The 19,888-nt window shown below is 32.6% G+C and carries 22 protein-coding genes; 17 read left to right on the top strand and 5 right to left on the bottom strand.

Annotated features, from left to right (window positions below; genetic code table 11):
* Position 1: 1 nt before the first annotated feature.
* From AMQ68_RS15240 to AMQ68_RS15230, 3 genes are read left to right on the top strand one after another with little or no spacing between them, the layout of a single operon-like run.
* On the top strand, positions 2-784 hold the full coding sequence (locus tag AMQ68_RS15240) for an alpha/beta fold hydrolase (RefSeq protein ID WP_054511490.1): 783 nt from the start codon (positions 2-4) through the stop codon (positions 782-784).
* A gap of 9 nt (positions 785-793) precedes the next feature.
* The gene (locus tag AMQ68_RS15235) at positions 794-1,618 is read left to right on the top strand and encodes a hypothetical protein (RefSeq protein ID WP_054511489.1); all 825 of its coding nucleotides are present in this window, start codon (positions 794-796) and stop codon (positions 1,616-1,618) included.
* A 49-nt stretch (positions 1,619-1,667) separates the two neighbouring features.
* Positions 1,668-2,462 (top strand): patatin-like phospholipase family protein, encoded by a 795-nt coding sequence (locus AMQ68_RS15230; protein WP_054511488.1) that lies wholly within the window; start codon positions 1,668-1,670, stop codon positions 2,460-2,462.
* Between the two features lie 121 nt (positions 2,463-2,583).
* On the opposite strand, the gene AMQ68_RS15225 is transcribed toward AMQ68_RS15230, so the two are convergent.
* Together AMQ68_RS15225 and AMQ68_RS15220 are read right to left on the bottom strand one after the other, a co-directional pair.
* Positions 2,584-3,588 (bottom strand): bifunctional oligoribonuclease/PAP phosphatase NrnA, encoded by a 1,005-nt coding sequence (locus AMQ68_RS15225; protein WP_054511487.1) that lies wholly within the window; start codon positions 3,586-3,588, stop codon positions 2,584-2,586.
* 283 nt (positions 3,589-3,871) lie between these two features.
* The gene (locus AMQ68_RS15220; RefSeq protein WP_054511486.1) at positions 3,872-4,417 is read right to left on the bottom strand and encodes a hypothetical protein; all 546 of its coding nucleotides are present in this window, start codon (positions 4,415-4,417) and stop codon (positions 3,872-3,874) included.
* A 233-nt stretch (positions 4,418-4,650) separates the two neighbouring features.
* Between AMQ68_RS15220 and rpmH the strand changes: the two genes are divergently transcribed.
* Positions 4,651-4,809 carry a 50S ribosomal protein L34 gene (gene rpmH / locus AMQ68_RS15215; protein WP_054511485.1) on the top strand — a complete coding sequence of 53 codons (159 nt, stop codon included), beginning with the start codon at positions 4,651-4,653 and terminating at the stop codon, positions 4,807-4,809.
* Between the two features lie 154 nt (positions 4,810-4,963).
* Positions 4,964-5,674 (top strand): cell division ATP-binding protein FtsE, encoded by a 711-nt coding sequence (locus AMQ68_RS15210; protein ID WP_054511484.1) that lies wholly within the window; start codon positions 4,964-4,966, stop codon positions 5,672-5,674.
* A 1-nt stretch (position 5,675) separates the two neighbouring features.
* On the opposite strand, the gene AMQ68_RS15205 is transcribed toward AMQ68_RS15210, so the two are convergent.
* The 3 genes from AMQ68_RS15205 to AMQ68_RS15195 are packed head-to-tail and all read right to left on the bottom strand — an operon-like array spanning position 5,676 to position 8,462.
* Positions 5,676-6,371 carry a tRNA1(Val) (adenine(37)-N6)-methyltransferase gene (locus AMQ68_RS15205; protein WP_054511483.1) on the bottom strand — a complete coding sequence of 232 codons (696 nt, stop codon included), beginning with the start codon at positions 6,369-6,371 and terminating at the stop codon, positions 5,676-5,678.
* The gene (locus tag AMQ68_RS15200) at positions 6,371-7,876 is read right to left on the bottom strand and encodes a HAMP domain-containing sensor histidine kinase (RefSeq protein WP_071254858.1); all 1,506 of its coding nucleotides are present in this window, start codon (positions 7,874-7,876) and stop codon (positions 6,371-6,373) included. Before AMQ68_RS15200 ends, AMQ68_RS15205 begins: the two co-directional genes overlap by 1 nt.
* Positions 7,866-8,462 (bottom strand): riboflavin synthase, encoded by a 597-nt coding sequence (locus tag AMQ68_RS15195; protein ID WP_054511848.1) that lies wholly within the window; start codon positions 8,460-8,462, stop codon positions 7,866-7,868. The genes AMQ68_RS15200 and AMQ68_RS15195 overlap by 11 nt, the downstream gene beginning before the upstream one ends.
* A gap of 49 nt (positions 8,463-8,511) precedes the next feature.
* Here AMQ68_RS15195 and pdxA point away from each other — a divergent pair, with 49 nt between their 5' ends.
* The 12 genes from pdxA (at position 8,512) to AMQ68_RS15135 (ending at position 19,886) form a co-directional block, all read left to right on the top strand.
* Complete coding sequence (pdxA, locus tag AMQ68_RS15190) at positions 8,512-9,603, top strand: 4-hydroxythreonine-4-phosphate dehydrogenase PdxA (RefSeq protein ID WP_054511482.1); 1,092 nt, start codon at positions 8,512-8,514, stop codon at positions 9,601-9,603.
* A gap of 84 nt (positions 9,604-9,687) precedes the next feature.
* Positions 9,688-10,218, top strand: coding sequence for a DUF177 domain-containing protein (locus AMQ68_RS15185; RefSeq protein WP_054511481.1), 531 nt, complete (start codon positions 9,688-9,690; stop codon positions 10,216-10,218).
* A 69-nt stretch (positions 10,219-10,287) separates the two neighbouring features.
* On the top strand, positions 10,288-10,491 hold the full coding sequence (gene rpmF, locus AMQ68_RS15180) for a 50S ribosomal protein L32 (RefSeq protein WP_034678990.1): 204 nt from the start codon (positions 10,288-10,290) through the stop codon (positions 10,489-10,491).
* A gap of 127 nt (positions 10,492-10,618) precedes the next feature.
* A complete protein-coding gene (gene accB, locus AMQ68_RS15175) occupies positions 10,619-11,101 on the top strand; it encodes an acetyl-CoA carboxylase biotin carboxyl carrier protein (RefSeq protein ID WP_054511480.1) in 483 nt (160 codons plus the stop codon).
* 93 nt (positions 11,102-11,194) lie between these two features.
* Positions 11,195-12,550: an acetyl-CoA carboxylase biotin carboxylase subunit gene (gene accC / locus AMQ68_RS15170; RefSeq protein ID WP_054511479.1), complete on the top strand. Its 1,356-nt coding sequence runs from the start codon at positions 11,195-11,197 to the stop codon at positions 12,548-12,550.
* A gap of 135 nt (positions 12,551-12,685) precedes the next feature.
* On the top strand, positions 12,686-13,591 hold the full coding sequence (locus AMQ68_RS15165) for an IS1595 family transposase (protein WP_054511478.1): 906 nt from the start codon (positions 12,686-12,688) through the stop codon (positions 13,589-13,591).
* Between the two features lie 169 nt (positions 13,592-13,760).
* Complete coding sequence (locus AMQ68_RS15160; protein ID WP_054511477.1) at positions 13,761-14,750, top strand: MAC/perforin domain-containing protein; 990 nt, start codon at positions 13,761-13,763, stop codon at positions 14,748-14,750.
* Positions 14,751-14,929: 179 nt separating this feature from the next.
* Positions 14,930-16,180 carry an ornithine--oxo-acid transaminase gene (gene rocD, locus AMQ68_RS15155; RefSeq protein WP_054511476.1) on the top strand — a complete coding sequence of 417 codons (1,251 nt, stop codon included), beginning with the start codon at positions 14,930-14,932 and terminating at the stop codon, positions 16,178-16,180.
* Positions 16,181-16,182: 2 nt separating this feature from the next.
* The gene (locus AMQ68_RS15150; RefSeq protein ID WP_054511475.1) at positions 16,183-16,944 is read left to right on the top strand and encodes a glycosyltransferase family 2 protein; all 762 of its coding nucleotides are present in this window, start codon (positions 16,183-16,185) and stop codon (positions 16,942-16,944) included.
* A 4-nt stretch (positions 16,945-16,948) separates the two neighbouring features.
* Entirely contained in the window at positions 16,949-17,929 is a 981-nt protein-coding gene (locus tag AMQ68_RS15145; protein ID WP_054511474.1) for a hypothetical protein, read from the top strand.
* A 23-nt stretch (positions 17,930-17,952) separates the two neighbouring features.
* Complete coding sequence (locus tag AMQ68_RS15140; protein WP_054511473.1) at positions 17,953-18,939, top strand: hypothetical protein; 987 nt, start codon at positions 17,953-17,955, stop codon at positions 18,937-18,939.
* Positions 18,939-19,886, top strand: coding sequence for a hypothetical protein (locus AMQ68_RS15135; protein ID WP_054511472.1), 948 nt, complete (start codon positions 18,939-18,941; stop codon positions 19,884-19,886). Before AMQ68_RS15140 ends, AMQ68_RS15135 begins: the two co-directional genes overlap by 1 nt.
* The last annotated feature ends 2 nt before the right edge of the window (positions 19,887-19,888 follow it).

The raw sequence follows: 19,888 nt of genomic DNA, 5'->3' as shown, positions 1-19,888 counted from the left end.
TATGCTACACTTTGAAAGAAAAGGAAACGGAAAAGAAACATTGGTGCTACTTCATGGTTTCATGGAAAACAGTTCCATTTGGAGCGATATGGAGCCTCATTTGTCTGAAAATTTTTCACTGCTAAAAATAGATCTTCCCGGTCATGGACAATCTGAAGTGATGGGAGAAATTCACACCATTGATTTAATGGCTGATGAAGTGAAGAAAGTTTTAGATGATCAGAAACTAGAAAAAGTTCATTTATTAGGACATTCAATGGGAGGTTATATCTCGTTAGCTTTTGCTGAAAAACATCCTGAAACATTGAAAAGTTTAACTTTATTTTTCTCCACCTACTTTCCTGATGATGATGAAAAGAAAGAACAACGCATAAAAAGCTATAGAATTATCAAAGATGCCTTTGCGCATTATGCAAGAGCGGGAATTCCTAATTTATTCAATCCTAACGAAAGAGATATTCTGGAAGGAAAAATTGAAACTGCTTTGAAAATTGCTCTTTCCACCAATAATTTAGGAGCCTTAGCATGTGTAAAAGGCATGGTTGACAGAACCGATAAAAAACATGTGCTGGAAAATCTTGAAGCCAAAATTTTGGTATTAGGAGGAAAACACGACAATGCTGTAAAAACAGAAAAAACCATCAAAAACCTTCCCGACCGAACCAATATAAAATCTTACGTTCTTGATTGTGGACATAACGGACACTGGGAAAAACCGAGTATCTGTGCAGAAATAATCAACACAGAGCTCCTTCACAATATGCCGAAAAATTTAGTTTTCTAAAAATAATCTATGAGAAACTACATCATTACCTTCCTTTTTCTTTCACTTTTTAGTTGTAAAAAAGAAAATCCTATTTCTAAGAATATTATTCAAAAAGATTCCTCAGCAATTACACAAAGCACAACGAAAGACAGTCTAAAAACCCAACCAAGCAAGCCTGGAATTTTCAATTTCCAAACAGAGCTCTGTGAAAATAAAGGTTATTTTGACGAAAACAAATACACCAAAGAGGAACTTGAAGGAACATACAAACTATACTTTCAATTAGGCTCAGTATCATTAAGTACACCTCAGGTTTTTAAACTTGAAGCGCTTCAGCAAGTGAGAATGGACAGAGATCAGATTCTTGAAAAATTAGAACAAGATTTCAATGAAAAAAAGAAATTAATTGAAAATTTAAAGATCGTCAACACCCCTTACTGGCAAAATATAAAAAAACAAACCTACCAGTCTTTGCTACAGGAATACGAGATGAAAAAGACAGAGGTAATGGCATTTTCTGACCCTTCAGTTTTATTAAATAAAAAGTATTCTAAAAACTGTGAGCGTTTTATAAAAGCCCTGAATTCTAATGACAATGAAATGGTGAAAGAATGGCGAAAGCTGCGTGAAGAAATGAGCAAGAAAAACAGCGATCCACAAAGAATCAGGAATGAGTTTGAAAGCCGTTTGAATTCTCCCGATAAAAAAGATTACGCTATTTTAGATTTAATCGTTTTTGGTTGGGGAAATTGTGCAAACGAAGAAAATTCTGGTCCGGTTCATGACGAAAAAATGGAAAAAGAATACAAGTCGCTTTTCATAAAAATTGACGCTGATTGTGATGAGCCTTAATTCTTTTGTATCAAAAAATCTTGTATCTTAGTGAAGATAAAAATTATCAATGGGGCTATTCTCTTTCAAAAAAAAGAAACCAATCATCGGCTTGACACTTTCAGGCGGAGGAATGCGTGGAATTGCCCATATTGCTGTTTTAAAAGCGCTGGAAGAATATGATCTAAAGCCACATGTGATTTCAGGCACAAGCGCCGGATCTATCGTTGCTGCTTTTTATTCTTTCGGGAAAACGCCTGATGAAATGATGGAGATTGTAAAAGAAACAACATTTTTTTCAAGATCCTATTTAAGACTTTCGAAAAACGGAATATTCAGCTCCAATTTCATCCTGAAATTATTTAATGATCATTTTCCCGAAGATGATTTTAAGATCTTAAAAATCCCCGTCTATGTTGCTACAACAGAAATGACGCAAGGCATTGTAGACTTCTTTTCCGAGGGGCCGCTTTTTCAGCCGCTTTTGGCATCTTCCAGCGTTCCGTTTATTTTTCCGCCGATCAAGATGGGAGAAAAAATATATGTTGATGGAGGTGTTTTAGACAACCTGCCCATAGGACCTATTATTGATAAGTGCGACTTTTTAATCGGTTCGCACGTCAATTCAATAAGTTATGAAGAACTGAAGCATATGAGTTTAATGAAAGAATTTGACAGAATTTTACATTTAGCCATCGCAAAATCAGTGTACTCTAAAGCAAAGTCTTGTAATATTTTTCTGGATCCTCCAAAAATGACGAAATTCAGTTTATTCAGTAAGAAAAATCTTGATGTTATGTTTCAAGAAGTTTATGAATATACGTGTACAGAGCTGGAAGAAAAAGGACACCGTCGAGTTTCTTGAGTATTAGAGTTTTAGTATCATTGCGAGGAGCTACAGCGACGAAGCAATCTCTTAAAAAAAGATCCTTCACTTCGTTTCATTCTGAATGACAACTACAATGTAGTCAACCAATTTAACTCAATTATAAAGCCTCTTCTGCTATTTTAGCTTTAAAAATCTCAAGAGTATCTGCTAAAGAAGCATTCGATTTTCCACCTGCTGCATTGATATGCCCTCCTCCACTGAAATATTTTCTTGAGAATTGGTTCACATCCACATCATCTTTACTTCTGAAAGAGATTTTAATGAAATCATCATACAAGTCTTCCATAAAGAACGCAGACATTCTCACACCAACAATGCTCAATCCGTAATTAACAAAACCTTCGGTATCTCCTTTCTGGAAACCATATTCCTGAAGTTCTTTTCTTGTTAAATATAAAACAGCAACTTTACCATCATTCACCACTTCAATTCTTCCTAAAATCAAAGCCAACAAGTGAAGACGGGAAACTGTGTTGGTATCCCAGGTGTTAGAAGTTATAACAGAAGGATCAGCTCCTTTTTCAATTAAATTAGCGATAATTCTATGCGTTGCTGCACTCGTAGAACGAAAACGGAAACCTCCTGTATCTGTCATGATCCCTGTGTAAAGACATTCTGCAATATCTTTATTCACCAAATGCTCATCATTCATTGCTTCAATGAAATGATATACCATTTGACACGTTGCAGGAATTACGGTATCTGAATATACATAATCAAATTGTTCAGGCTGCTGATGGTGGTCGATAAGAATTTTTTTACCTGTCGCCTTCACCAGCCATTCTCCCAAAATACCAATTCTTGCAGGAGAATTAAAATCTAGACAGAAAATAACATCTGCTTCATTAATAATATCAAAAGCTACTTTCCTTTTGTATTCAGCAATAACATTCTTTCTTGCCTCAGGCATCCACTTTAGAAATTTAGGAAAATCGTTGGGTACAACTACTTCCGCATGGATTCCTTTTGCATGCAAATAATGCTTTAAGCCCAAGCTAGAACCAATAGCATCTCCATCCGGATTATAGTGTGTAAGAATAACTATTTTGTTGTCTGGAGTAAGAAGGGTATTAATTTCTAAAAGTTCTGCAGGTGTAAACATTTATTTTCTTTAAATTTTGAGTCTTCAAAGATAGAGCTTTTAAATAAATCATTACTCATTATTTTCAAACAGCGCAAAGTATAAAAGCCATTTATAAATATCCCCACCAAAAAAGTATTGGATAAGTGTGAAAAAGATATAAGCTAAAACTTCAGCTTTAGTCTGAATATAGCGCATATTCTTCCCTATAATAAAATGAGAAAGAAAGCGTTAAATTATGTTTTCTAAACATCTCAATTACACTATCTTTCTCATTTTATGAATACAATATTATCTAATTTTTCTATTCATCACAATAAACCCAGCCATTATTTTCAGTCTTTTTAAACATGATTTTCTTTGTGTAAAAATCTGTTTTATCTGTTTCTAAAACATCATAAAAAGGAGTCTTATCATCTTTCTTAAATGTAACGCTTACTTCAGCCATATTCATTGAGGGTATTTCTTGAATTGAACCAACTTTATCTATCTTATTAGTATACAACTTTACATAATTCCCTTTTTCATCTCCATCCACATCTTTCGTATCTATAACGTATGGTTTAGATTTATCCGTAAGAGCTACTAATTCATATTCATTGGTAAAAAAGCCTTTTTTCTCTTCTATACTTTCCATCTTTAGTAACCCTTTTTTCTCTAATTCTTTATACTCTTTTATATCTCCACTTACCAAAAATGAAACTTTACCGGTTCGAACATAACCCCGCCCCTCGACTGGATTTTTTTCTAAACATTTATTAACCACTTTTTTTACTTTTGATTCAGACAATTTGTCTGAGCAAGAAAGAGCAAACACACTTAGTGTACTTAAAAATAATAGTTTTTTCATAAATTTGTATCTTTTAGTTTCTTAAATATACAAAAAAAAATTATCTAAAGAATTCATTAAGACTTGTTTGGGGAGTTTTATTATTGAAAATTATTTTCAAAAAATATAGTTCAGTGTAAATAAAAGGATTCAACTTTTTCAAAAAAAAGACGCCTTAAGTTTGGAACTTATAAAAAAATCTATATCTTTGCAACCTGAAAAATTAATATTAATTACGACTTAAATATATAGTAATGAGTAAAAGAACATTCCAACCATCGGAGAGAAAAAAAAGAAACAAACACGGTTTCAGAGAAAGAATGTCAACGCCTAACGGTAGAAGAGTTTTGGCAGCAAGAAGAGCTAAAGGTAGAAAGAGTCTATCTGTAAGTTCTGCAAGAGCTAAGAGATAATATCTTAAATTACAATATACAAAAATGCTTGAGAAGAACTTTTTCAGGCATTTTTTGTTGTTAAAATTTACTAAAATTTAGTTTCTTTAGGTTTCTTTTTTCTATTTTTAAGATCTGAAAAAATATTTTAGAAATAGCCTCTTAAATTTGAATTATGCCACATACAAATATCGCCGGAGATAGTATTATAAGTTTACAACACGCCAAGATTGCGCAAAAAAACTTCACTGTTCTTTCTGATGTGAATCTTAACATCAAAAAAGGCAGATTCTGTTATCTTATCGGAAAAACGGGTTCCGGAAAAAGCTCATTATTAAAGACCCTTTACGGACACATTCCTTTAGCGTCAGGACATGGAGCTGTTGTGGGTTTTGACCTCGCAAAAATGAAAACTTCCGACATCCCTAACTTGAGAAGAAAATTAGGAATTGTTTTCCAGGATTTTCAATTGCTTTCTGACAGAACGGTAGAGAAAAACCTAAAATTTGTTCTTGAAGCTACCGGATGGAATGATAAAACAAAAATGGAAGACCGCATTAATGAAGTTCTGGGAAGCGTAAACATGAAGAGTAAGAAGCATAAAATGCCTCATGAACTTTCTGGTGGAGAACAGCAGCGTGTAGCCATTGCAAGAGCTTTATTGAACCATCCTGATCTTATCCTTGCGGATGAACCAACAGGAAACCTTGACCCAGAAACCTCTAACGAAATCATGACGTTACTAAAACAAGTAGCTTTAGAAAACGGAGCTGCCGTAGTAATGGCAACGCATGACTATCACATGATTCAAAACTTCCCTGGAGAGGCAATCAGATGTGAAGATGGAAAAGTTTCTGTGTTGGATACAGCAGAATTATTCGAATAATTTATTTACCGAAAACATGAAACTCTTTTGTGAGTTCAAGATATTGGTCCGAGTATTGTCTCGGACTTTTTTCTATAATAAATTCAGATTCTTCAAGTGGGTTTTCAGTTAAAGAAAAATCTAAAATCAATCTTTTTACTTTTGAATTTTCAATTCCTTTAATGTTAATTCTTCGGGTTAAAAATAACTGATTTTCTTTAGCAATCTCAATAAAATCACTTCCTACTTCGGCAGGAATAATCACAGAAAAGATTCCTTTTTCAGAAAGTAATTGAGATGATTTTGAGATTAATTGTTGAAAGTTTAATTCAACCGTTTGTCGAGCAATTTTATCCTTCTCAGAACCTGATTCTTCAAAATAAGGTGGATTAGAAACAATCAAATCAAACTCCTCTTCCGTTTCAAAACTTTTAAAATCCTGAAGAATATTTTTTAATCTTGAATTGAATATTGAGTTTTCGAAATTAGATTTTGTGAGATCTACAGCCTCTTCATTAATATCTAACCCTAAAAACTGAGCTTCAATATTTCTTTGCGCCATCATTAATGAGATTAATCCCGTCCCTGTGCCGACTTCTAAAACTTTAGATTTATTACCAACATTCGCTAAAGCGCCCAGCAAAACACCGTCTGTTCCTACACGGAAGACGTTTTTAGACTGATAAATATCGAATTGTTTAAATGTAAAAGGCTTCACTATAAATTGGTTGGCAATGTAATTGTGAATGTTGACCCTTTTCCGACTTCAGATTTTACGGAGATCTCTCCTTTGTAATCTTCTACCATTTTTCTGACCATGGATAAACCAAGTCCCATCCCACTATTTTTCGACGTGAAATTAGGCTCAAAAATACGTTCATATATGTTTTCAGGGATACCAACGCCATTATCCTGAATAGACACTATTACTCTCCTCTGATGCTGCTCCACATCAACATTAATAATCAATTTTCTCTCATCACTTTCAGCCTGTTTGGCATTGGTAACAAGATTGGTAATAATTCTGGAAAGGTAAATCCTATCCATATTGATCATAATATTGCTTTTATTGGAATGTATAAAAATACTGTCGTCATTGAAAACACGCAAAATATCTTCAACCTCAGTGTTCAGATTGATAATCTCATTATTCTTCTCAGGAAGTTTCGCAAATTCTGAAAAAGCAGACGCAACGGTAGCAATCAAATCAATTTGATCAACCATCGTCTTACTCATTTGCTTTACTCTTTCTCTAATATTTGGATCTTCTGGATCAAATTTTCTTTCAAAATTCTGAATCGTCAACTTCATTGGCGTCAAAGGGTTTTTCACCTCATGAGCAACCTGTTTCGCCATTTCCCGCCAAGCTTCTTCCGAGGCTTTAAAACGCAACCTTTCTTTTTGATCCTGAATTTGGAGGATCATCCTATTATAAGCTCTAGCTAGCGCATTCAACTCATCGTTTTTATAATATCTGATAGGATGCATTTCATTTAGCGCATTCAACTCATCGTTTTTATAATATCTGATAGGATGCATTTCATTTTCAAACAATGTAATACGGGTAATCATATCAGAAAACTTAGTAATTGTTTTCGCCAAATTATTAGAAGTAACCCAACTCAGCCAAATACTAAATAAAATAAGAAAAATATCTACCAATAAGATATACTTAACATATTCGTGTAACACACTAAGATAGGCCGATTCGTTGTGATACAAAGGAATGTACACAATACCTATCGGGTCTAAAACATTATTTTTCAGCACTAAATAAGAGGAGGTAAAAACCGCATCTTTAGCCTGATCATATCCTCTGATATCCACTCTTGCGTCGGTAGCCAGAATCTTATTCACAATATTTAAAGGAATGGTCTTTTGCTCAACCAAGCTTTCATCTTTATTAGAAAGCAGGTAATTTCCTTTTAAATCATAAATAACAATATCATGTTGATTAATATCCGCAATTTCAAGAATTTTATTGCCTAAAACTTCGGGAAGATCTTTTGTCTTCACAAGAGCGCTGCTCACAGCATAATCCAGATACCCCATCACGGCATTGGTTTTATCCCGCATATCTATCCTACTCTGCTTTAGAGAATTACTCTTTAAAACAAAGTAAGGAACCAGCGACGAAGCGGCAACACTTAAAAAACATACGAGTAAGAAACCGAAAAAGACCCGATTTCTTAAGCTATATCCTTTGTATTTATTAATTGCCATTCTGTTTATTAATTAACCTAGCAATATACTTACCAATAATATCAAATTCCAGATTAACTTTATCACCCGGTTTTAAATATTGCATATTGGTAAACTCCCATGTATAAGGAATAATTGCTACAGAAAATTGAGAATCTTCACTTTTAGCAACGGTTAAACTTATTCCATTTACCGTAATAGAACCCTGAGGAACAGTTACAAAACTTCCGTTAGATTCATATTTAACGGTAATAAAATAACTTCCGTCTTTATTCTCAATTCCCACTACCTCTCCAGTATGGTCAACGTGGCCTTGAACGATGTGTCCGTCTAATCTTCCGTCCATTTTCATGCAACGCTCAAGATTCACAACCGTTCCCACATCCCATTTTCCAAGATTGGTTTTTTCTAATGTTTCATTAATCGCCGTAACGACATATTGATCTCCTTTAATCTCTACAACCGTTAAACAACAACCGTTATGAGCAAGGCTTTGATCTATTTTTAATTCATTGGTGAAAGGGCATGTTAAAGTAAAATCAATGTTACTTCCTTTTTCTTCAATCTTTTCAATAACTCCAACTGCTTCAATAATTCCTGTGAACATATTATTTTTTGCTAAATTTGTAAAATTATAATCTTCAAAGATAATCAAAATGAGCCCAAAAAACCATAAAGTACGAGTAGGAATTTCAATCGGGGATTTCAACGGCATAGGACCAGAAATCATCATGAAGTCTCTGAAAGACAAAACCATTACGGATTTTTTTACTCCGATAATTTTTGGTTCAGGGAAACTATTTACCTATCAGAAAAATATTTTTAAGCTTAATTTAAACTTTAATTACATTAACGAAACTTCACAGGCACAGGCAGGAAAGATCAATATGGTGAATCTTGTGAAAGACAATTCGAATGTAGAACTAGGAAAACCGACTGAAGAATCAACCAAATTGGCAATAGATTCTTTGGAAGCTGCAACTGAAGCGTTGATAAAAGGAGAAATAGATGTTCTCGTAACAGCTCCCATCAATAAAGATGAAATGATGAAGATGGGCTTTAAGCATGCTGGCCACACAGGTTATTTTGAAGAAAAATTCAATAAAAAAGGATTAATGTTCTTAGTAACAGAAGATTTAAAAGTTGCTGTTTCCACGCATCATATTCCATTAGCAAAGGTTGCCGAAAATATTTCTAAGGAAAAAATAAAAAAACAGATCCGAGCATTAAACCAAACTTTAATTGAAGATTTTAATATTACGAAACCAAAAATTGCTGTTTTAGGATTAAATCCACATGCAGGGGATGGCGGAGTGATCGGAAACGAAGAGATTGAAATTATTTCTCCAGCGATCAAAGAACTTTCAGATAATGGCATTTTGGCTTTCGGACCTTATCCTGCTGATAGTTTTTTCCAACCGAGTAAATACAAAAGCTTCGATGCTGTTTTAGCAATGTACCACGACCAAGGCCTGGCTCCTTTCAAAACATTGGCGTATGAAGAAGGCGTAAATTATACTGCCGGACTTCCTTTTATAAGAACTTCTCCTGATCATGGAGTGGCGTATGACATCGCTGGACAAAACATTGCAGATGAGCAAAGTTTTACAGAAGCCATTTTTACAGCCATCAAAATTTTCAAGAATAGAAGCGAATATAACGAATTGATGAGCAATCGTATGCAGCCAAGAAAAATGGTTAGCGACAACGGAATTGATGAAGATTTACCAGATGAAAATTTAGCATAAATCCTTAAAACGAATTTAAAATTAATTTGTTTGGGATTTTATTTGTAATTATAAAAAAAATGCATATTTTTGCACACTCATTTTATGGACAAGTTAAGAAACTATGACGTGAGCTTTTCCGGACTAAAAACTGGAAAGCATCAGTTCAAATTTGAGATCGACAAAACGTTCTTTCAATTATTTGACACTGAGCAAGAATTTACAAATCCTAAGATTAGTGTAGATGTTCTCCTTGAGAAGCACACTACATTTTTAGAATTTGAAATAGAAAGCTATGGAAACGTAGAATTGGTTTGTGATATAACAAACGATGATTTTACTTATCCTATTGAAAACGACATCAGGGTTTTGGTTAAGTTTGGAGAAGAATATGATGACAGCGAAGAAGATGTTATCACGATCCCAACCAACGACCATGCTTTTAATGTAGCACAGTTGATTTATGAAAATGTGATCCTTTCAATACCAATGAAAAAGGTGTCACCCAACATAAGTGAAGAAGATTTAGAGATCCTTGAAAGATTCAGTCCAACAGAGACTGAAGAAGCAGAAGAGAAAGAGCCTGAAAGCGATCCCCGGTGGGAAGCGCTCAGGAAATTAAAAGATAAAAATTAAAATAATTTAAATATGATGAGATGATGAAAAAAATCTCATCGCTCATCAAATTAAAAAAGTTATTACAAGATGGCACATCCAAAAAGAAGACAATCGTCCACAAGAAGAGATAAGAGAAGAACTCATTACAAAGCTGTAGTTCCTCAATTAGCTAAAGATGCAACAACAGGAGAAATGCACCTTTACCACAGAGCTCACTGGCATGAAGGAAAACTTTACTATAGAGGTAAAGTAGTACTAGAAAAAGAAGTAGCAACTACTGAAGAAAACTAAGAGTCGTTTTTCACTGAAAAACACTCGTTTTAATACAAAAACCGCCCGATTTTGATAAAATTTGGCGGTTTTTTGTTGTTTTTTACGTTTTTTTGGTATCTTTGACCCAAAATCAAATATCAAATTTATGGACATTAAAGACATACAAAATCTTATTAAGTTTGTATCTAAGGCTGAAGTTTCTGAAGTGAAGTACAAAACTAAAGATTTCGAAATCACTATTAAAACTCCATTAGCTGGAAGCGATATTGCTTATGCTCAACCTGCGGTATACCATACTGCTCCACAACAAATGGCTGCTCCGGCACAAGCTCCTGTTGCAACATCTGCACCTGCTGAGAAAGCTGAAGCTGCATCTGATGACAGCAAATACATCACCATCAAATCTCCAATGATCGGAACTTTCTACAGAAAACCATCTCCAGATAAAGATGTTTTTGTAAACGTAGGAGACGAAGTTTCTGTTGGAAAAGTTGTTTGTGTAATTGAAGCAATGAAATTATTCAACCAGATTGATTCTGAAGTAAGCGGAAAAATCGTTAAAATTTTAGTTGACGATGCTACTCCTGTAGAATATGACCAACCTTTATTCTTAGTAGATCCATCTTAAGGAATTTTAGATTAAAGATTATAAATTTTAGATGAAGACTTTTCATTTAAAATAATTTAAAATTCAAAATTTATAATTTAAAATTTCGGAGAGATGTTCAAAAAAATATTAATTGCCAATCGTGGCGAAATTGCAATGCGTATCTTACGTACTTGTAAAGAAATGGGAATCAAAACTGTTGCGGTATACTCTACTGCCGACAAAGACAGTCTTCATGTAAGATTTGCTGACGAGGCTGTTTGTATTGGTCCTGCAATGAGTAAAGACTCATATCTTAAAATCCCTAACATCATTGCTGCTGCAGAAATTACAAATGCTGACGCAATTCACCCAGGTTACGGATTCCTATCTGAAAATGCTAACTTCTCTAGAATCTGCGAAAAGAACGGTATCAAATTTATTGGTGCTTCTCCTGAGCAAATTGAAAGAATGGGAGACAAAGCAAATGCTAAAGCTACCATGAAAGCAGCTGGTGTACCTTGTGTACCAGGTTCTGAAGGATTAATTGAATCTTATGAGCATGCTGTAAAAACAGCTGAGGAAACAGGATATCCGGTAATGATCAAAGCTACCGCAGGTGGTGGTGGAAAAGGAATGAGAGCTGTTTGGAAAGCTGAAGATCTTAAAGATCTTTGGGAATCTGCCATTCAAGAAGCTGTAGCTGCTTTCGGAAACGGAGGTATGTATATGGAAAAATTAATTGAAGAGCCTAGACATATCGAAATTCAGGTTGCAGGTGACCAATTTGGTAAAGCTTGCCACCTTTCTGAAAGAGACTGTTCTGTACAAAGAAGAAATCAGAAATTGACTGAAGAAACACCTTCTCCATTCATGACTGACGAGCTTCGTGAGCAAATGGGTGATGCAGCTGTAAAAGCAGCAGAATTCATTGGTTATGAAGGGGTAGGTACTATTGAATTCTTGGTTGATAAGCACAGAAATTTCTATTTCATGGAAATGAATACGAGAATTCAGGTTGAACACCCTATCACTGAGCAGGTTATTGATTATGACTTGATCAAAGAACAAATTCTTTTAGCTGCTGGAACTCCAATTTCTGGAATTAATTATTATCCAAAATTACATTCAATTGAATGTAGAATCAATGCGGAAGATCCTTATGCTGATTTCAGACCATCTCCAGGGAAAATCACAGGATTAAACATTCCTGGTGGACACGGAATCAGAGTAGATACTCACGTTTATTCAGGATACACAATTCCTTCTAACTACGATTCAATGATTGCAAAACTGATCACCACGGCTCAAACTCGTGAAGAAGCAATTGCAAAAATGAGACGTGCTTTGGAAGAATTCTATATTGAAGGAGTAAAAACTACCATTCCTTTCCACAGACAATTGATGGATAATGAAGATTATCTTGCAGGAAACTACACCACAAAATTTATGGAAGATTTTGTAATGGATAGAAAATATGATAATCATTAAGATTATTTTAAAATAAAAACTGTGAAAACTGTCTCATTTTGAGGCAGTTTTTTTATTTCTTCTCATATTAAATTTATAATGTATGTCCGTAATTAGCCATAATTCACTATATTTACCTGAACGCTAATTAGTTATATGGATATATTTAGTTTTACAGCAGATTTTGGTACAGAGGAAGATTGTAGAATTCATTTTAAGGTTCAGAGAGATAAAATAGGGGTCGTGTGTAAATGTGGCCACCAGGAACATTTTTGGATTAAAAGCAGATGGAGCTATGAATGCAAAAAATGTCGTAGTAGGGTTTCTTTGAAGAGCGGTACCATTATGCAGAACTCCAATCTCTCATTTTTAATCTGGGACAAAACAATGTTTCTGATGAGCGTCACTAAGAAAGGGTTTTCTTCTAAAGAGATTCAGAAACAATTGGGTTTGAATCGCTATGAGCCTGTTTGGGCAATGGTTCATAAATTGCGAAAAGCAATGGGAGCACGCGACGAAAAATACACTTTGGAAGGTATGATTGAGTTTGACGAAGCCTATTTTACAGTAGAATCCAGCAAGATAGAGCAAGAGAAAGGCGTTCGTGAAAAAGGTGCTGTAGGCAAACAAAATGTAGCTGTAATGGCTGAATCTATCCCATTAGAAAATCTGGAAACAGGTGAAAAATTTAAATCTTGTAGATATTTTAAGGCTAAAGTTTTAGAAACGCATCTTTCTTTAGAAATCACAGAAACGGTAAAAGAATCGATTGATAATCAAAGCATTGTTTTTACCTATAAAAGTACATCGTACGTTGATATTTCGGATTTTGTAGAACTTCACATTACAGAAAAATCAGATAAACAAACCACTAATGAAACCTTAAAATGGGTTCATATTACCATTAGTAACGCAAAAAGAAATCTATTGGGAAATTATCATAAAATCAAAAGAAAGTATCTTCAACTGTATCTCAACGAATTTATATACAAACTAAATCGAAGATATTTTGGAGATAAAATCTTCGAAAGGCTCATTATTGCTAATATTACTGCGGAATGACAAAAAACGGGTATACATAAAATTTATAGAAGCCAAAAATCATTAATTAATAAAACATAACTTTTATCACTTCATATTATTTCCCAAATTTTTGATTTAATATTATTTTAATAAAATATTTACATAAAATTATGAAAAAAAAATTCTATTATGCATAAGCACTTTACTAATGGTATCCACGTCATCATGTTCAAGTGATGAAATTGCGATTGAAGCAGGAGTCGAAAAATCAGTAAATGAGAATCCAATATTACCTGAAGACAATAAAGAGTTTGGAATATATAATACTCTAGGATACAGCTATAATGCTAATGGAGAATATGCAAATTCTAACTCTATAGGCCTTAAAGTCATTGACATTGATCAATTTAAAATAGAACAAAGTGCAAGATTAGTTGATGAAAATACATTATCTCAAGAATATTCAGATGAATACGGTGAGGATGCGGTAGCTTTTTCAAAAATGATATCAAAAAAAGTGAGTATAACAGATCAACAGCAACTTTATGGAAAAACAATATCAAATCCATTCAGTTCAGCAATCACAAACCATCCTAATCTTTTTGATCATAGATATATTTATGGAAGTTACAATCTATTAATTAAGCAAAAAAGATTTAGATTCAATGCTACAACAGATATGCTTAGTAACTACTTAACTCAAGATTTTTTGAAGGATTTACAATTCAAAACACCAGAGCAAATAGTACATGATTACGGTACACACGTTACAGTAGATATTTATACCGGTGCTAAAATAGATATCCTTTTTCAAGCTCAAACCACAAACCAAGATCGTCAAAGTGCTGCTAGAGCAGGTATAAGAACTGCTGTAAACGCACTTAACTCAAGTATATCAAATGATACAGACATACAGGAGGCTTCTAAAAATTATGCTAAAAAACTATATTATAAAACAAGAGGAGGTGACAAATCAAAAGGTTTTGCTAATTTACTTAACCTTGATCAAAACCCACCAAAAATTAATATTTCAGATTGGCAAAGTACTTCTAATAAAGATAATTCTGTTTTAGTAGATTTTGGAGCTAATGGATTAATATTAATTTATGATTTAATAAAAGATCCGTCAAAAAAGTCTCAATTAAAATTATACATTGATCAATATCTTACTGAAAATCAAGTAACTTTAGATAAGTGATAATATTTTACAAATTATTTCTACATAAAACATTCCGCCTAATACAAGGGCGGATTTTTTCTTTCAAAGAAAGATCTTTAAAATATATCAGAATATTAGAAATGGAATCAATATGAGGCAGTTTTTGTTTTTATGTCTTCTCATATTAAATTATTAACTTTGTACAAAACCAAAAGTATATGTCAACAGTAGAAACAGCAAAAAACTCGCAATATTTTATTGACCTTGAAGACAAACATGGAGCACACAATTATCACCCTCTACCAGTCGTTTTAGACAAAGGAGAAGGCGTTTTCGTTTGGGATGTAGAAGGCAAAAGGTATTATGATTTCCTTTCCGCTTATTCTGCTGTTAACCAAGGGCACTCTCACCCAAAAATTGTGGAGGCTTTAGTAAATCAAGCTAAGAAATTAGCTTTGACCTCAAGAGCTTTTTACAATTCTAATTTAGGAGAGTACGAAGAGAAGATCACTACTCTATTCGGTTTTGATAAAGTTTTACCGATGAATTCTGGAGCAGAAGCTGTAGAAACTGCGGTAAAATTAGCAAGAAAATGGAGTTACGAAGTAAAAGGAATTTCAGAAAACGCAGCAAAAATAGTGGTTTGTGAAAATAATTTCCATGGAAGAACAACAACGATTGTTTCTTTCTCAAATGATCCTGATGCGAATCAGAATTACGGTCCTTTTACACCAGGATTTATAAAAATTCCTTACAATGATATTAAAGCCTTAGAAGAGATTTTAACTCAAGATGCTCAAAATATTGCTGCATTTTTGGTTGAGCCAATTCAAGGTGAAGCTGGAGTGTATGTTCCGGACGAGAATTTCTTAAAAGATGCTTCTGAGCTTTGTAAAAAACACAATGTTCTTTTTATCGCTGATGAAGTTCAGACGGGTATTGCAAGAACAGGAAAATTAATTGCTTGCCATCACGAAGATGTACAACCAGACATTTTAATCCTAGGAAAAGCACTGTCTGGAGGAATGTATCCTGTTTCAGCTGTTTTAGCGAATAATGAGATCATGAATGTTATCAAACCTGGACAACACGGTTCTACATTTGGAGGAAATCCTATTGCTTGTGCCGTTGCCATTGCCGCTTTAGATGTTGTTGCAGATGAAAAACTATCTGAAAGAGCTGAAGAATTAGGTCAGTTATTCAGAAGTGAAATTGAGAAATTGATTGAAAAATCTGATTTGATTACGAAAGTAAGAGGAAAAGGCTTATTAAATGCAATTCTAATCAATGATACTCCGGATAGTTCTACTGCATGGAATCTTTGTTTACAATTAAAAGAAAACGGATTGCTTGCTAAGCCTACTCATGGTAATATCATTAGACTGGCACCACCATTGGTAATCACAGAAGAGCAATTACTGGATTGTGTGAAAATTATTGAGAAAACAATTTTAGACTTCAAGAAATAAATATGCCTGAACTCACTGAAAAAGTAAGTGGCTTAATGATAACTTATAACGAAGAAAAAAACATTCGAGAAGTACTCGAATGTTTTGATTTTTGTGACGAAATTGTAATAGTTGATTCATTTAGTACTGATAAAACATTGGAAATTGCTCAAACATTTTCAAATGTAAAAATTATTCAGAATACATTTGAAGATTTCACGAAACAAAGAAATCTAACCATAGACAATGCAAAAAATGATTGGATTCTATTTCTTGACGGTGACGAGAGAATAACACCTGAGCTTCGCCAAGAAATTATTGAAGAGTTAAATAAAACAGATAAGAAAGATGCCTATTATTTTTACAGAAAATTCTTTTTTGCAGGAAAACCTATACACTATTCCGGAACACAGACTGATAAGAATTTTAGACTCTTCAGAAAATCAAAATCAAGATATATTTCTGATAAAAAAGTCCACGAAACTCTAAAAGTAGAAGGAACAATAGGAGAGCTAAAAAATAAACTCTTACATTTTTCCGTTAATGATTATGAGTCTTATAAAAAGAAGATGATTCATTATGGAGTTTTAAAAGGACAAGAATTATCAGCAAAAGGCAAACAATTTAATCTGTTAACTCAATACTCTAAAACCCTATTCAAGTTTTTTAAGGCATACATTTTGAGACTAGGTATACTAGATGGTAAAGAAGGCTATCAACTTTCATATTTACAATCACTAAGTGTATTTAAAACATATGAATCATTAAAGAATGTACAAAATTAATTGAATGAAGATTTGTGTTATAAGTTTCGATTTTTGGGGGTATGACGAGCATATAGTAAAGACATTATGTTCTAAAAACATTGATGCTCACCACATTAAAATAGCAGATGTAACGCATTCTAATTTTAGTGAAAGAGCAACAAATGCAGTAAGCAAAATTTTTCTTAATAAAAATTTAAAAACTGAAAAAAGACAAAAATTTGTTCTAAGCTCATTAGATGATTTAGGTCATCAGGATCAGATTCTAGTATTGAATCCCGATGCATTTGATTTATCTACATTAGAAAATATAAAAAAGCATACGGATAGACTAATCACTTATCTGTATGACAGTCTAGACAGATTTCCTGTAGAAGCAGAAAAATTAAAACTTTTTGATAAAATTTTCTCATTTGACACAGCAGATGTTGGAGTACACGATTTTGAAAAACTCACCAATTATATTTATCTTTCGCATGTCTCATACGAAACACAGAATCCTGAAATGGATCTCTTCTATATAACATCTTACGATAACAAAAGAGTTTCCTATATCAAATTACTCGCGAAAAAATTAATTGAATCTAGCTTAAAATTCCAGATAATTATTATAGGAAAAAAAGGATGGAAGCATCAATTAAAAAATATGCTTATTAAAATCCCAGAAAATCTTTACATAATTTTTAGTATTAAAAAAATATGTCATGCAAAACTTCCTAAATATTATAAAAATTCTAAAGCCTTATTAGATCTTACGCGAGAAAACCAATATGGACTTAGCTTCAGAGTCTTCGAAGCACTAGCTTTAGAGAAAAAAATAATTACTGATAATGAAGCTATTAAAAGTTATGACTTTTATAATCCTCATAACATTTTGGTTTTAAACAAAACTTGTAGCAATCTTGAAAAGTCTTTTTTTGAATCACCTTATGAAAAAATCCCTGAGGATATTTATAATTACTACACCCTTGATCACTGGGTAGAAAGGGTTTTCCAATTAAAATAAAGAATTATTTTGAATACAAACTAATGATTACATATACAAACCAATCTAAAATCATCATATTTTGCCCTCCTAATAGCGTTACCGGCGGTCCGGAAGCATTGCATCAATTAGCTGATAAATTATATCATCTTGAGGTTAAGAATGTCTTTATGCATTACCTTCCTAAAAGAAAAAATGCCAAACCTGAAAATTATAATGTTTATAAGACAAATGAAATTGATATTATTGAAGACAAAGCAGAAAACATTTTAATCATTCCGGAATCCATGACTTTTTTAGTAAAAGAATATCCTAAAAGCCAAAAAGTGATATGGTGGTTAAGTGTTGATTTTTATAAAATATTAATGGATCATAGAATAAAAAGGCAGGGGATTTTTACAAAATTATTCTACCAACAAAAAGATAAAGAATATCATTTTGAACATTTACCTAATGTATTTCAATGGGCACAATCTTATAGGTCTTCCGTTTATATTAAAAATCACGGCATTCCCGAAAATCAAATAGATTTTGTTTGTGATTATATTAATCCTAGCTTTCTAGTAAATAAGGATACAATCCACAAAGATCTTACAAATAAAAATATACTTTACAATCCTCGAAAGGGTAAAAAAGAAATTTCTCAGTTAATTAAAAGCTCACCAGAACTCAATTGGATTCCTATCCAAAATATGAATGCTGATCAGATTAAAGATCTAATGGCTAAATCTCTACTTTATGTAGATTTTGGTGAAAACCCAGGAAGAGATAAGATGTTACGAGAAGCTGTATCACAAGACTGTTGCATTGTTTCAGGAAAAAATGGATCTTCTGCTTTTTATGAAGACCTGATGATTCCTGAAGCCTATAAATTCAATTTTAGTGAGAATAAAATTCCTGAAATAATTTCTAAAATAAAAAATGTTTTGGAAAATTATCCTAACCACATTTCTGAATTTACAACTTATAAAAAAATGGTTTTAAATGAAGAAATAGCATTTATTGAAAAACTGAAAGAAATATTTAAATAATGGCGTCGAAGAAAATTACATTAATTTATCCTTTTGCGTATGGCTATATTGATTTTGTTGTGAAAGAACTACAAAACAATCCCAATATAACTGTTACAGATATTAAGACCGATTCTATAAAATACACCTATCCAAATAAATTAGTAAAAATATGGAATGGAGTCACTAAACTATTTGGAAGGAATATCAAAAAAATATATTTCAATCAACAAGTTTTAAAGCAAATTTCAGAGAAACAAGATATTATTTTTGTTATCAGACCTGATCTCCTTGACGTTTCTTTATTAAAGGAATTAAAGCAAAATTCGAAAATTTTCATTGCATATTTGTACGATAGCTGTAAAAAATATCCAAGACAACTCGAGATCGCTCATTTTTTTAACGAAGTCTATTCTTATGAAAAAGAAGATATAAAACAATATAATTTTATTGAAACATCTAATTTCATATATGATGAAACATTAGAATCCGAAGAAATAAAATTTGATATTTTCAACGTTTCATCTTATGATTCCAGAATTGATGAAATTGATAAAGTTTCAACAGATTTATTTAATAATGGTTTTACTATTTATTTTGTATTATTCTGGTTTGAAAAATTAACATATCCGCATCTAATTTCAACCACAGAATATCTTTCACTCCAAGAAACAAAAAAGCTTATTTCTCAGTCTAAAGCAATGATAGATATTCAAAGACAAGATCAAAAAGGATTGTCTTTCAGAACTTTTGAAAGTTTAGGATATAGAAAAAAATTAATAACAACTAATATTGCAGTCAAAGATTATGATTTTTACCATCCAAACAATATATTAGTAGTAGACAGTAATCATTTAAAACCTGAGGAAATTAAAAATTTCCTTGAACTAAAATATGTGGAAATTTCACAAAATATTATTAATCAATATAATGTAAAGAATTTCACAAAGAAAATATTCAAATTATAAAA

Source organism: Chryseobacterium sp. ERMR1:04 (assembly GCF_001297705.1).
Lineage (GTDB): Bacteria > Bacteroidota > Bacteroidia > Flavobacteriales > Weeksellaceae > Chryseobacterium.
The sequence above is the reverse complement of the archived record's forward strand: the minus strand, read 5'-3'. Positions and strand labels throughout refer to the sequence as shown.